The following is a 13,305-nucleotide window of genomic DNA, read 5'->3' on the forward strand; positions in this document are numbered from 1 at the left end:
CGAATGCCCGTCGCTTAACGGGCGATCGTCTGCCATGTCTTTGTTTCCAGAGACAGTTCCATGGCATCGATGATGCGCTCGTTGGCAAGGCCGAATTCGAAATTTGGAAAGCAGTCTTCGTCGTTGACGATGCCTTCGATCAGATCTCGCACCTCAATCACCTTGACGTCGAAGTAACCAAGGCCACCACCCGCGAAATCGAAGCCGAAGAAAGCGGAGAACTGCGAGACCTGGCTTCCGGCATAGATCGTCTTGAAGCCACGGTCCGGCTTGGGATCGTTGAAGCGCGAGATTTTCAGTTCGTTGAAACGCTCTCCGTCCATCAGGATGGTGCCTTCCGTGCCAGACACCTCCCAGTAAATGCCGAAGACCTTTCCGGCGGCAACGCGTGATGCTTCGATTGTTCCGCCAGCGCCGTTTGCGAAGCGAACAAGCGTCTGTATTTGGTCCTCGTTTTCGACCACCGCACGCGGAGCTTCGCTGCCAGCCTTTGCACCATAACCCGATCCGCCCTGTGGAACGGGCCGTGTTGGGAAAAACGTCTGCGTTTGAGCGATGACGCTTTCAAAATCGCCCATCAAATATTGTGCGACGGAGATCACATGGCTGCCGAGATCGCCAAGAGCGCCGGAGCCTGCGTCCTTGCGTGTGCAACGCCAGGAAAACGGCAGCTCAGGATCGGAGAAGAAGCCCTGGTCGAACCAACCACGGAAGCGCATCGGCGTGCCGATGTCACCCTTGTTGATCAACTGCTTGGCCAGCATAGCGGCAGGCGTCTTGATGTTGTTGAAGGCCACCATGGTCTTAACGCCCTTGCTTCTGGCGGCGGCGGCCATTTCTTCAGCCTCCTCCAGCGTTACCGAAAGGGGCTTTTCGCAATAGACGTGTTTGCCGGCGGCGATTGCTGCCATTGCCATTTCATGGTGCATGGAATTTGGCGAGGTGATGTCGACAACGTCGATTTCCGGGTCTTCGACCAGCTTGCGCCAGTCTCCCGTGCTTCTCTCGAAGCCGAATCGAGCGGCGGCATCAGCGGCCAGCTCTTCCGTCGCATCCGCCAGAAGGCGGAGGCGAGGAACGGCAGGCAGATCGCGATACAGCATACCTGCACGGCGATAGGCATCCGAGTGCGCCTGACCCATGAAGCCGGATCCGATCAGGCCAATATTGAGGGTTTTCTTATTCATGATTTTCATCCTGATGAACGGGGGTATTGGCAAAAGTGTCAAGGACGTGGTTGAAGGCAGCGGTGACGGCGGGGAGTGGCGGGGTAAGTGCCGGATCCTGTTCCGCTTCGACGACCAGCCATCCACGATAGCCGCTTTGCCGAACGAAGGTGGCCAGCGGGGCAAAATCGATGATTCCGTCGCCCGGCACAGTGAACATGCCTTTCCGCACGCCGGCATTGAAACTCAGATCTCCGCTGCGGACTTCGGCCATCACTGGCCCACGCACATCTTTCAGGTGAATATGAGCGATGCGGTCGTCAAACCGTTCAATCAGACGGGTGTAGTCGAACCCTGCGGCAGTGGCGTGGCCAGTGTCGAGAAGAAGTCCGACGGACGCGCCCGATTTGTCAAACAGGGAGGAAATCTCGTCAAATGTTTCGGCCACCATCATCAGGTGATGGTGATAGGCCAGCGCCAGACCATATTCCCCCCTCAGTCGCATACCGAAATCTGTCAGCCGCGCTCCATAGGCAGCAACTTCTTCCTTCGGCATCAAACGTCGCGCGGACATCTGTGCATCCAGAGGAGCACCGGGCGTCATCATGGCCACTTCGCCATAGACCATGACTGTCGAGCCCATGTCGCGCAGCAACTTGGCGTGATCTGCCACGGCTGCCATCTCTGCATCGACACCGTGTTCCGCTAGGCTTCCAGAGTGCCAGCCGGAGGCCAAAGCCAGTCCGCGGTCACTCAGAAGCGGTGCCAATATCTTGGAGTCGCGGGGCAGCTTGCGCCCGAGTTCGACGCCCTGATAACCGACACTTGTTGCATCATCCAGGCAGGTTTCAAGTGATATGTCGGCACCCAAATCTTCCAGCACGTCGTTGGCCCAAGAAAGCGGGCTTACCGCAAGACGAACGCCTTTCGGCAGGTGTGATAGTTTTTCGTTCATGATAATCTCCTGCGGAAAACGCTGCAACTAAGGTCGCCAGTCTGGTCCGATGTGAATGGGCATTTCGGTCTGCATGGAAACAATCGCCGCCTCTGCAATCCTCTGCGCTTCAAGTCCGTCTCGAATGCCGGCAAGAGGTTCGCGCCCCGTCTCGATCATATCAACGAAGGCCACCATCTCATCGCGGTAGGCAGCCGCAAAACGTTCGATGAAATAATTCATCGGTGGCGAGGCGCGAAAGCCGCTGACGTCTGCAATCGTGACGCCACGCTGCGGGCGGTTCTCCACATACAGCACCTCTTTCGAGCAAAGCACCTCTAGCCGCTGATCGTAGCCGAAGGGTGCGCGGCGGCAGTTTATCATCTGCACAAACCGGCCAGATGCAGATGTCAGCGTCACCATGGCCGTATCGATATCTCCGGCATCGCCGATCTCCTTGTCGATCAGGCAATTGCCGACCGCATAAACGGTGACGATCTCCTCGCCGAGAAGATAACGTGCCATGTCGAAATCGTGGATCGCCTGATCACGGAACATGCCGCCGGAATGGCTGATATACGCTACAGCTGGTGGCGATGGATCGCGGGTGTGCATGACGAGATGTTCGAGAGTACCTGCGTCGCCACTCACGACGCGATCACGCACAAAGCGAAAGTCGGGGTCATAGCGGCGCTGGAAAGCAAGAAAGCAGGCCACGCCGGATACCTCTACAGCATTGGTGACCGCCTCCACTGTCGCAAAATTCAGGCTGACAGGCTTTTCGCAAAAGATGGCCTTGCCGGATTTAGCCGCTTTCAGTAGCAGTTCGGCATGTGTATCGGTCGAACTGGCGATGATGACACCGTCGATTGAAGAGTCTGAGAACACCGTGTCTGCCGAAACGCTTTCTGCACCGAGCCGAGCCGCAAGAAGTGCCTGATGCTCACCAGCAATCGGGTCGACAAGATATTTGATCTGCACCGAGCCCAGGCCGCTCGCATTTATCGCGTGCACATGCCCGATACGACCCGCGCCGAAGACAGCGAGATTGATCATTGATAGCCTCCCATTCATTCCCGGTGTTGTTATGGCTTCATCCGGGTTGTGGGCAGACTAGCCTGGTGTTACTGATGGAAAACGTCAATTTTTGAAGAGATATCTTCAAATGGAGATGAACGATGAGCAAGCCTACTGCTCAGGATCTAGCATCTGCAGCAGGCGTGTCGCTGTCGACCGTCGACCGTGTTCTTAACAATCGTGGCGGCGTGAGCGAGGACAGAGAACGCCGTGTGCTCGAGCATGCGCGCAAGCTCAAGATCGACAGGGCGCTGAACCAGCGGGCAGCACGCACCCTTCGCATCGCGGTTCTGCTCCAGCCGAGATCAAACCCTTTTCATGCCTTGGTTCAAGATCATTTTGAGGCAGCAAACCGGAATTTCGCTTTCTATAATCTCCAGTTCCAAGTGCATCACATCAACCCCCTGCGTCCTGCTGTGACGGCACAGTTGATAAACTCCCTATCTTCACGCTGCGATGCTCTTGCCATAATCAGTCCGCAAAATGCGGCAGTCGCGGCGGCGTTGAGGGCATTTGGTCAAGGTGGAAAGCCCGTCGTCACCATGGTAACCGATCTTCGCGATGCTGAAAGATATGCGTATGTCGGACCAGACAACAGGAAAGCGGGCCGTGTCGCGGGCGATTTAATGGGACGTTTGCTCGGCCGGGACGGCGGAGAAATTGTCGTCATCGCGGGTCTGATCAGCATGATAGGCCATGAGGAGCGCGAGATGGGGTTCCGGACCGTTCTGCGTGAGCGCTATCCCCAGTGCAAGGTGACCGAAGTGCTCGAAAGCATGGAGCGCGGAGATGTGGCAGGTGACCTCGTTTTCAACGCGTTGAGAAAAAATCCAGCTATACGAGGCATCTATAATGCGTCTGCGGGCGCTCAAACGGTGGTTAACGCAATGACGAAACTTGGCAAGAACAAAGACGTGATTTTTATCACCCATGAGCTCACGAAAGACCGTCGTCATTTAATGCGAGATGGATTGATTGATGCAATCATCGATCAGGATCCAGAGGCAGAGGTGCGGACTGCGGTAGAAGCGCTTGCCGCCTATTTTGGGAGAGCGGAAAAACGCCATCTTTCCCTTATCACTCCCATTCAGCTACATATGGTTGAGAACTGCTAGACGCATTCCTTCATAGTGGGAACCTAGACTTAGGTTCAGATCAACGCCGCTAAGACTCTCTTCCACATCGCCAAAATGATAATCCGCTCAGCCGATTTTTTTGAAAGCAAGAAAACAGGTAATCGCCAAAGTGCGGTTTTTCGTCGTTGATCAACGTGCGAGAATTCTCCGAATCCCCGTAGACGTTGCTGGAAAGTGGGGCCGTGATGGCTATTTGAACAGCTCTGGATCTATTTAATTGTGACTATAATATATTAATGGGCACTTCGTAGGAATAAAAAGTTTTAAACATAACTTATCGGAATTTTTATTCCGAAATATTATAAAATATCGATTTATTTATTTCTCGAAGTGACTACCGTTCTAAAATTATAAGACGAAATTAACTAAGCATAGCCTAAATTACCTTCGAAAAAAGGGGGCTTACATAAATGCGTTTATCTGTATTTGTTACATCAATCCTATTGTTGGGGACGAGCACTGTTGAGGCAAAGACACTCGGAGTGTCGATCGCCAACGCGAATGACGCTTTTCTTCACAGCCTGCTAGGTGGCATCAAGAATGCCGCCGATAAGATGCCAGACATGAAATTGCATGTCGAAGACGCTGGTGGCGATCCTTCGCGACAAATGGAGCAGATCGGTAAGCTGGCGGCCGACCGCGTCGATGCAATGATCGTAATTCTTTCGGACGGCGACCTTGGAGCAAAGATTTCGCAGATTGGCACCACCGCCAGCATACCCGTTGTCTACGTCAACAACGTTCCGGTCAATTCCGCCGAGCTTCCCGCTCATCAAACCGTGGTCGCCTCAGATGAAGTTGAAAGCGGAACGATGGAAACCCAAGAGGTTTGTCGCCTTCTGGGAGGCAAAGGCAAGGCTGTCGTTTTGATCGGAGAGTATTTCCATCCTGCGGCACGCACACGCACGAAGGACATCGATAGCGTTTTGTCCACCGATGCATGCAAGGGAATTTCTATACTGGAGAGGCAATCGGCGAACTGGTCACGTGACCAGGCTGACAATCTCATGCAGGAATGGCTGACCGCTGGCGTCAAGTTCGATGCTGTCATCGCAAATAACGATGAAATGGCCCTTGGTGCGATCCGGGCCATGAAGCGAAATAACATGCAAATGGATAAGGTTGTGGTTGGTGGCATCGATGCGACGTCGGATGCGCTTGACGCCATGGCTGCGGGCGATCTCGATGTCAGTGTCCTTCAAAATGCCCCTCAACAGGGTTCCAAGGGCGTCGAGGCGGCCATCAAGCTGATGAATGGCGAAACCGTACCTGCTTTTATTAAGGTGCCTTTCGAACTGGTTACTCCGGTCAATCTGAAATCCTACCTGGTTAAAAGCCAGTGATCCGCGCAAACAAAGATATTGGAAGGGACTAAGATGTCTTTCTGGAAAAAATCGGGTATCAGGACGCAAATCACCCTTGGCTTTCTGCCGCTCATCTTGCTCATGAGCGCACTCACCTTCGTGGGCAATGATGGACTGGGACGCTTGTCGAACGTGTTCTCCAGCTTCCGTTACACAGCTGCCCAGAGCCTCGCCATTTTTGACTATAGCGTACAGTTGCAACGCATTCGTCTCGCGGCGGAGGCTTACCGCTCCAATCCGTCCGACTCAATCGCATCACAGCTTCAGGACGCCGTGAAAGCGTTCGCGGTGGACGATCCGCGCATGGCGTCTGATGCTGACCTTCAGTCTGGTTTGAATGTCGTGCGTCGCGATGTCGCAGATTACAACACTGCCTTCGGAAAGCTGGTCGATCTCCAGAAGAAGAAAGACGTTCTTCTTGGCAAGGTCACCGAATTCGGCCCATGGACCATCATCGCGCTGAAAGATATCCAGCGTTCGGCTTGGCGCAAGAACGACACGAACGCGCTTTATAAAACCGGCGAGGTCATCAACCTGATGAACCAAAGTCTGTATTATTCCGAACGATTTGTTCACTCCGGTGATCTCTCGGCATATGACTCGGCTCAGACTACCCTGAATGACGCGCTCAAGGGCGCGGATGCCGTGGTGGCGTCCAGCTCCGACAAGTCTCAGGCGGGGCGTGCCGACGCCGCGCGACGTTTGATGCGCAACTACACCAATCGCCTCGACGAAGTTCGCGATGCCTGGCTTCAGAGCAACGAGATTCGATCAACCCAGCTAGACGTTCTGGGGCCGAAAATTGCGTCAGCGTTTGATGCCCTGCTTGCAAAGGTTACGGGTAATCAGAACAGTCTCGGTGAAACGGCGAAAGCGACGGCAAGCGACACTGCGTCGAAGACATTCATGATATCGGCAGTGCTCATCGTTATCGGTCTGGTGCTGGCGTATATTATCGGCCGCCTCATATCCGCCGCCGTAAGCCGCATGGCCGCAACGATGGAACAACTGGCCCATGGCAACGACAATGTGACGATCGAGGGAACCGAATACCGGCATGAGCTTGGTGCCATGGCGCGTTCATTGCTGGTGTTCCAGGATACTGGACGGGGCAAGGTAGCAGCCGAGCTGGCGGCTGAAAGAACGCGGCTTGCTGCTGAAAACGAGCGATTGGCGCAGGAGCGTGAGAAGGCAGAAGAGGCTGTGCGAATGGCACATGCGTTCGAACAGCTCTCGTTCGGTCTCGATGCCCTCTCGCACGGTGACCTCACAGCGCGCATCGGAACCGTTGACAAACGGTACGAGAAAATACGCGACCATTTCAATACGTCAGTTGGCTCATTGGAAGAAACAATCGGTACGGTCACGACGGCCGTAAGCACGATCCGTTCCGGTCTTGAAGAAATCTCGTCAGCATCCAACGATCTGGCTCGTCGTACGGAGCAACAGGCAGCTTCTCTGGAAGAAACCGTCGCGGCGCTGGGTGACGTATCTCACCGCGTCGACGGAACAGCGGAGGGGGCTGGACTGGCGCAACAAACCGTCGCAGCTGCCCGGAACAACGCGACTAGAGGAGGTGAAATCGTGGCAAGTGCCGTGCAGGCGATGACTGCTATTCAGGACTCCTCCACGAAGATCGGGAACATCATCGGTGTCATCGATGAAATCGCCTTCCAGACCAACCTTCTGGCCTTGAACGCAGGTGTCGAGGCGGCGCGTGCAGGTGAGGCGGGCAAGGGGTTCGCCGTTGTCGCGCAGGAAGTGCGCGAACTCGCGCAACGCTCTGCAAACGCAGCCAAGGAGATCAAAACACTAATCTCCACGTCAAGTGCCCAAGTGCAGACAGGTGTTGATCTCGTCAGCGCCACAGGCTCCTCATTGAGTGACATCGTTGACCAAGTCGTGAAGATGAGCTCAACCATTACCGAAATCGCCGACTCCGCCCGCGAGCAGGCCATGAGCCTTAAAGAGGTGACAGGTGCGGCTGACCAGATGGACAAAGTAACTCAGCAAAACGCTGCGATGGTGGAAGAGACAACAGCCGCCGCGCAAAACTTAACTCAGGAAACGGAGAGCCTCGCTGAGTTGATGCGGCGGTTTCGCACTAGCGCAAAGACTCACACAGGTAAACAGGGCCTAAGATACGCAGCTTAGCTATGGTATTGTGGTGGGTCGGCAGCGCTGCAGGTGCCGACCCATTACAAGTTCCATAGTAAGGGCGAATGTTCGATCCTGCCGGACGGAAAGCAAGCGCTTGGTGACAGGTAAGGCGAGAGTGTATTTGCATTTCGGATGTTCAAATCCTATCAAGGCGTATGTGGAAAACAATGGGCGAAATATCCCCGCATACGGCCTGCGTTGGCTCGCATCCCATCCCGACCAATCAGGTATTGTCGCGTCAAATGTGCGTGCTCCGCTGCACAGTAAATCCGCGGTCGAGTTCCACGACCGCGGACCAAGCGCTTATACTGTAATCTGCCCTTCGTCGTTCCCGTCCCAATAACGGATCGCTTTGGCATGGACCTTGATCATCATGATGCCGTATAGCACGTGAATCGGCGCTTCCCCAGCTGTTCTGTCTCGCTCTGTGGGTCGGATCCGGCTGGGGATGATGACACTCCAAGCGCTATCGGCTAATCGTAACTGAATGGGCTTAACGCGACAACTTCTGTCAGATGTTACGCTCACATCGAAGGCGGCGGTTGCGGAAGCGTCGCTGTTTCTTCCTAGAGCACTGAGATAGCAGGCAGCTGTTCATGCGCCCGCTACGCGTCGGCCGATGTCAAAGGCACGTTGAAGGCCCTCTTCCACACCTGTCCGGTCAACGGGCAGCAGCAGGTCCAGACCGATGACTGGCATGCCACAGTAGCCGAAGATGCCTTGGACAATCTGCGCGGTCAGAGCATCGAAGTAGCCGCTACGCTGATAAGTGTCGTAATCAGCACCGCCGATCGCGACGACCTGTCCTTTCAGGTGCACGAGCAGCCGCTTCATTTCGTTTTCGCCATCATCAATGAAGGCCCAACCCTGGATAAACACGCGGTCGATCCAGCCCTTCATGACGGCCGGCATGGACCACCAGTAGACCGGAAACACGAGCACCAGGACGTCGGCCCGATCGATGCGTCGCTGCTCTTCCTGGATGTCGACCGGCATTTGCCCGCGAACATGGAAGAGATTATTGTCGGGGGCCGTGAACCGCGGGTCAAACCCGCTCGACGCCAGGTTCAGGACCTCGTGCGTGGTGCCGGAAAGACTCTCGAGCCCATCGACCAGCCGAGCGACTGCGGCATGCGTATAGGACGCAGGGTCTGGATGGGCCGTGACGATCAGGATGTGCATATTTGCCCTTATATGGTTGGGGTGGTCAAGGTCGATGCTCTCAAAGCTCTATGAAGGCGCCCTCGGCCCGCAACTCGGTGAGGTACCAGTCGGCGTCCATGAGTAGCTCCGGGAAGTAGAGGCCTGACGGGAACGCTGGCTTTCCCTCTAGGCCCAGAACCATTGAGAGAGCCAGCGCACCGCTCAGTCCCGTGAGCGCTGCCTGACCTTTGCCGAACTCCAGCGTGAGGCGTCTATGGCATGGGCTGCCGCGCAATTCGCCCTCGATTTCGACTATCAGTTCGGTTGCAATGCCCTCTCCCCTGCGCCGGCTGGACGACTCAGCCATCGCCAGGTCGAACCTAACCGACCGGGCCTGCGTCATCGCCTGCAAGCTGACGATGTCGTACGGCGTGAGGGCACTTCCGTTCAGACGTCGGCCGTCTAGGGCCCAGATCTCGCGGGATGCTGCTGTCCCGTTCAGCCAGACGCGGCGCCCGTCGTCAAAGGCCCAGACGCCGGATCCGCCTTCGGAACCGCGCTCCATATCGGCCATCGCGGCGGGACCTGTAGGGTCCTGCTCGTCAACGATCGCTCCAACAGATACAGAGTGCACGGCGTCCATGCTTCTCGTCGCAGCCTGCGTCATGAACACAGCCGGTCCACCGTGCCAATGGCTGGCGAGCACAACGGGGCTGGCATCCGGGCGACGGATGACGTGCGCCATCTCGGCGCCGACCTCGACCAGCCAGTTGCCCATGCTGAGATAGGGGACGCGAAGGTCCTGGGCATGCGAGAGGCCGTTCAGCCCATCGTCCGGAGCCATCATCACGACCCCGCCCAGCTGATCGTCTTTCTCCAATCCAAGACGGGGCCTGTTGATATCAATCTGGACGGCAGCAGCGTTACCGACCTCTTCGGCTAGAGAGTGCGCGCGTGTCGTGTCGCGCGCACCGATAAGGATCGGCACCCTGGGATGGCGCTTGCGAAAAGCCTTGACCGCTTCGCGGCCGATGACGCCGGTCCCCCCGGCAAACAGGATGGGAGCTTCCATAGCAATTTCCTTTTTTTGTTCTATGCGTTTCGCAGGAAGCCGCGCACGTGGCGGGGCGACTGCATCGACGGTAAAGAGAAATTCAAATTCGAATTTCAGCGCGCCGGATAGTGACGTTGCAGCCAGTCTACCGCTAACCGATTGACTTCGTCGGGCTTCTCTTCAGGCGTCCAGTGCCACGCATCGGGAATGATGTGTGTCTCAAGGTCGGGAACATGGTCGCGCATACCCTCGGTCATGCTGGGACGTAACACGACGTCATGCTCCGCAGTAATCATCAAGGCAGGGACGCGGACGTTCTGATCGACCCCAAGGCCCGCTTTCCAAGCCCTGGAAATGTTTCGGTACCAATTAATCGCGGGAGTGAACCCTGTCCGGCTAAAGTTATGCTCGTAGACGTCGAGCTCGTCGGCATTGAGTACGTCCTTGCCCGGCAGCTCAGCGGGGATCGGCTTGCCGTAGTACTCCATGTTGACGACGAATTCAGGCAGTTTACCCCACTCAGAGGACCGCATCAGGTCTTTGCGGTACGCAGATCTTATTGTCGCGCGGGGGGCTGCATTCATGGCCTCATCGGCCTTGTCTCCATCCTGGAACATCAGGACGTACATGTCCCGACTGTAAACCTTGCGCATCTGGTCGATCGGATCGACCTTCGGGTCGGCAACAAAAGTTTCGCCCTTGGCCAGGGCGGGGCGCACGATGTCGGGATGGAGCCAAAGCCCCCAATGAGGAACATGCGGCGTGTTCAGCGAGACAACGCCCGCCACCCGCTCGCGATGGAGGAGCGCCATTTGCCAGGCGAGCAAACCACCCCAGTCATGTCCCATAAACACGGCCTCACGCACTTTGAGATGGTCAAGCAAACCGACGAGGTCACCCGTCAGGCTTGTTATATCGTAGGCCTCGACATCGGCCGGAGCGTCGCTTGCCCCGTAGCCGCGGAGGTCGGGGACGATGACTCGGTAGCCTGCTGCCACCAGCGCAGGGATTTGGTGCCGCCACGTGTAGGCTAGGCCCGGAAAGCCGTGCAGGAGGACCACGGTCGGCCCCGATCCCGCCTCGTATACGTTCAGCTTTATTCCGTTGGTGGACACAATGGACGAGGGCGGCATCGGCGGTGCCTCCGCCCATGCTGGGGTGGTAAATCCAAGGGCCAAAGCCGTGAGGCCAGCCAGCAGGGTTCGACGAGAGAAAGACATGCGGGATTTCCCTGAAATTCGTGCTGCAAGAGCTTTCGCAACGCTTCGCATTTTGTTACTATATGTAAGTTACTAATGGTAGCTTATGTTTATGTCAAGCTAGGATTGTGGTGAATGTCCAAGAAACTGCCTAGAGCCGATCGCCGTGCCCAGCTTTTGGAGATCGCGTCCGACATTGTACGTGAGCAGGGAACCGATGCCTTAACGCTCGGATGGCTTGCCGAGCGGGCGGGCGTGAGCAAGCCCATTGCTTATGACCATTTCGAAACCCGGTCTGGTCTGATGATGGCGCTCTATAGAGAGGCGATGAACCGGCAGGTCGAGGCTTTGGCGGTAGCACTTCAAGGCACACCTCGCGAACCCGAAAGGATCGCGCGGGTACTGGCGATGGCCTATTTGGAGTGCGCGACGACGATCGGACCTGAATGGCATGCGATCGGAGCTGCCCTGCGCGGTGACGCAATGATGGATGCCTACCATCGCGAGATGAGAGAAGAACATGCGACCTTCTACGCCGAAGCCATCCAACCGCTGTCCGAACTCGATCCGGCAACCGTGCGGCGGCGATGCGTTGGCCTGATCGGGGCCATGGAGGCAGTATCGAACGAAATAGCGGCCGGACATATTCAGCTGGAACATGCGGTGGAGGATCTCGCGTCACTGAACGTGACTTGGCTCATGAATGGGCGCTGAAGTGAGTTAGGCCGTCAGTTGTATAAAAGAACTGTGAAAATGGGTGTAGACAGCAAGTCGGCATCCCGCCCGGTTAGTGTTCGGTGGCAATCAACGGGGCGATTGCCAAACTAGTCATGCCGGTTCAGGCCTGCATGGAAAGGATCGAAGAGTGATGCACCGAGAAGGTGCTGTGGAGACGTGGCCGAACTGCCTGCCGTTGTACACGCGCGAAGGAGTTCAGTTTTTTGCATGGGAAAGCTCAAGCAATTGACCCGGGTCGTTGAAGCACCCATTCCGACTGCCGTGTTAACGGTGTCAACCGACCTTCGCTTGGCAAAATCAAAAGCGGTAATATCCGACATGGCGTTCAATGCTCTACTCTATTCGCCCATGTGTTCTATCACCGCGATCAAAATGGATGCTCACTCAATGTATGCCGCGGGATGAGGTCAAGAAATGCACTGACCGTCTGGCTGGTCACCTCGACAGCTTTGACGACAACGCTGAGTGTCCATGAAACCTGGGCGTCGCGGATTGGCACGATCACAACGTCTGACCGATTGCCGACAAGTTCTGGCGGCAGCAGGGCGATGCCAAGACCTTGCGCAACGAAATCCGGTATTGTCGTCAACTCGGCCACTTCAATTAGCACCGAGCGCGACAACGCCCGCTGAGCAAAGGCTTCGTCAATAACAGCGCGTTGCCCGAAGCCTGGCGGCATATCAACGAAAGGCTCTCTTTCGATTTGAGCAAGCGTAATGTCGCTGTGCTTGGACAAAGGGTGATGAACGGAGGTAGCGAGTTGCAACCGATAGGATCGAATTGGTATTGTCCGGAGTGTTTGATCGTTGAGGTTTGTGCCGACAAACGCAACGTTGATGCTACCTTCCTTCAATCGTTCTATAAGCTCGTCCGTTCCCCGCCGCGACGTCTGGAGCCGCATCTGAACGTCAGGATATCGGCGGTGAAAGTCTCCAAAAAGGGCGGGCACATCTATCAGCTTGAGGCCGCTTAGCATTCCTATGGTGAGGGTCCCCTTCAAACCACCTGATGGATGCACGGCAGTTTTTGCAGCGTCCATGGCGCTGATTGCATTTCTGGCATGGGGGAGGAAAATCCTTCCACTCTCTGTCAGCGCTACCGATCTGGTCGAGCGATCAAAGAGCGTGGCATCGAGCTCCAATTCCAGCGATCGTATTGTCGCGGAGAGCGTCGACTGCGTCGTGTGAAGAAGATGTGCAGCGCGTGTGAAATTTAATTCCTGCGCCAGTTGTACGAACGCTTCGAGTCTTCGTTGATCCATTTGGGAACCCAGTTAGTGAATTCTTCGATCACTATATCGTATTTTATCGTTAGACGCGATCATTTCCAAGCAT

11 protein-coding genes are annotated in these 13,305 nt (G+C 55.9%); 4 read left to right on the forward strand and 7 right to left on the reverse strand.

Going from position 1 to position 13,305, the window contains the following annotated elements; all coding sequences use genetic code 11:
- Positions 1 to 14: 14 nt before the first annotated feature.
- From ACQZ51_RS22265 to iolG, 3 genes are read right to left on the reverse strand one after another with little or no spacing between them, the layout of a single operon-like run.
- Positions 15 to 1,187, reverse strand: coding sequence for a Gfo/Idh/MocA family protein (locus tag ACQZ51_RS22265; RefSeq protein WP_448780654.1), 1,173 nt, complete (start codon positions 1,185 to 1,187; stop codon positions 15 to 17).
- The gene (gene iolE / locus ACQZ51_RS22270) at positions 1,180 to 2,121 is read right to left on the reverse strand and encodes a myo-inosose-2 dehydratase (protein WP_077106998.1); all 942 of its coding nucleotides are present in this window, start codon (positions 2,119 to 2,121) and stop codon (positions 1,180 to 1,182) included. Before iolE ends, ACQZ51_RS22265 begins: the two co-directional genes overlap by 8 nt.
- A 27-nt stretch (positions 2,122 to 2,148) precedes the next feature.
- On the reverse strand, positions 2,149 to 3,156 hold the full coding sequence (gene iolG / locus ACQZ51_RS22275) for an inositol 2-dehydrogenase (RefSeq protein ID WP_448780655.1): 1,008 nt from the start codon (positions 3,154 to 3,156) through the stop codon (positions 2,149 to 2,151).
- A gap of 122 nt (positions 3,157 to 3,278) precedes the next feature.
- Between iolG and ACQZ51_RS22280 the strand changes: the two genes are divergently transcribed.
- From ACQZ51_RS22280 to ACQZ51_RS22290, 3 genes are all read left to right on the forward strand, one after another.
- Entirely contained in the window at positions 3,279 to 4,292 is a 1,014-nt protein-coding gene (locus ACQZ51_RS22280) for a LacI family DNA-binding transcriptional regulator (RefSeq protein ID WP_448780657.1), read from the forward strand.
- Between the two features lie 431 nt (positions 4,293 to 4,723).
- Complete coding sequence (locus ACQZ51_RS22285; protein WP_448780658.1) at positions 4,724 to 5,656, forward strand: substrate-binding domain-containing protein; 933 nt, start codon at positions 4,724 to 4,726, stop codon at positions 5,654 to 5,656.
- Positions 5,657 to 5,689: 33 nt separating this feature from the next.
- Positions 5,690 to 7,831 carry a methyl-accepting chemotaxis protein gene (locus ACQZ51_RS22290; protein WP_448780659.1) on the forward strand — a complete coding sequence of 714 codons (2,142 nt, stop codon included), beginning with the start codon at positions 5,690 to 5,692 and terminating at the stop codon, positions 7,829 to 7,831.
- Positions 7,832 to 8,431: 600 nt separating this feature from the next.
- On the opposite strand, the gene ACQZ51_RS22295 is transcribed toward ACQZ51_RS22290, so the two are convergent.
- From ACQZ51_RS22295 to ACQZ51_RS22305, 3 genes are all read right to left on the reverse strand, one after another.
- Positions 8,432 to 9,019, reverse strand: coding sequence for an NAD(P)H-dependent oxidoreductase (locus ACQZ51_RS22295; protein WP_448780660.1), 588 nt, complete (start codon positions 9,017 to 9,019; stop codon positions 8,432 to 8,434).
- 40 nt (positions 9,020 to 9,059) lie between these two features.
- Positions 9,060 to 10,052 carry a hypothetical protein gene (locus tag ACQZ51_RS22300; RefSeq protein ID WP_448780661.1) on the reverse strand — a complete coding sequence of 331 codons (993 nt, stop codon included), beginning with the start codon at positions 10,050 to 10,052 and terminating at the stop codon, positions 9,060 to 9,062.
- Between the two features lie 95 nt (positions 10,053 to 10,147).
- Positions 10,148 to 11,254 (reverse strand): alpha/beta fold hydrolase, encoded by a 1,107-nt coding sequence (locus ACQZ51_RS22305; protein WP_448780662.1) that lies wholly within the window; start codon positions 11,252 to 11,254, stop codon positions 10,148 to 10,150.
- Between the two features lie 114 nt (positions 11,255 to 11,368).
- Here ACQZ51_RS22305 and ACQZ51_RS22310 point away from each other — a divergent pair, with 114 nt between their 5' ends.
- On the forward strand, positions 11,369 to 11,947 hold the full coding sequence (locus ACQZ51_RS22310) for a TetR/AcrR family transcriptional regulator (protein WP_062451759.1): 579 nt from the start codon (positions 11,369 to 11,371) through the stop codon (positions 11,945 to 11,947).
- 391 nt (positions 11,948 to 12,338) lie between these two features.
- Here the strand turns inward: ACQZ51_RS22310 and ACQZ51_RS22315 are convergent, their stop codons facing one another.
- Entirely contained in the window at positions 12,339 to 13,232 is an 894-nt protein-coding gene (locus tag ACQZ51_RS22315; protein ID WP_448780663.1) for a LysR family transcriptional regulator, read from the reverse strand.
- Positions 13,233 to 13,305 lie beyond the last annotated feature (73 nt).

The sequence above is a fragment of the Agrobacterium sp. CG674 genome (assembly GCF_053521645.1).

Bases quoted from the DNA above. Each gene is read 5' to 3' on its own strand.
- iolE (WP_077106998.1), bottom strand. From the start codon at position 2,121: ATGAACGAAAAACTATCACACCTGCCGAAAGGCGTTCGTCTTGCGGTA.
- ACQZ51_RS22305 (WP_448780662.1), bottom strand. From the start codon at position 11,254: ATGTCTTTCTCTCGTCGAACCCTGCTGGCTGGCCTCACGGCTTTGGCC.
- ACQZ51_RS22315 (WP_448780663.1), bottom strand. From the start codon at position 13,232: ATGGATCAACGAAGACTCGAAGCGTTCGTACAACTGGCGCAGGAATTA.
- ACQZ51_RS22295 (WP_448780660.1), bottom strand. From the start codon at position 9,019: ATGCACATCCTGATCGTCACGGCCCATCCAGACCCTGCGTCCTATACG.
- ACQZ51_RS22310 (WP_062451759.1), top strand. From the start codon at position 11,369: ATGTCCAAGAAACTGCCTAGAGCCGATCGCCGTGCCCAGCTTTTGGAG.
- ACQZ51_RS22290 (WP_448780659.1), top strand. From the start codon at position 5,690: ATGTCTTTCTGGAAAAAATCGGGTATCAGGACGCAAATCACCCTTGGC.
- iolG (WP_448780655.1), bottom strand. From the start codon at position 3,156: ATGATCAATCTCGCTGTCTTCGGCGCGGGTCGTATCGGGCATGTGCAC.
- ACQZ51_RS22285 (WP_448780658.1), top strand. From the start codon at position 4,724: ATGCGTTTATCTGTATTTGTTACATCAATCCTATTGTTGGGGACGAGC.
- ACQZ51_RS22280 (WP_448780657.1), top strand. From the start codon at position 3,279: ATGAGCAAGCCTACTGCTCAGGATCTAGCATCTGCAGCAGGCGTGTCG.
- ACQZ51_RS22300 (WP_448780661.1), bottom strand. From the start codon at position 10,052: ATGGAAGCTCCCATCCTGTTTGCCGGGGGGACCGGCGTCATCGGCCGC.
- ACQZ51_RS22265 (WP_448780654.1), bottom strand. From the start codon at position 1,187: ATGAATAAGAAAACCCTCAATATTGGCCTGATCGGATCCGGCTTCATG.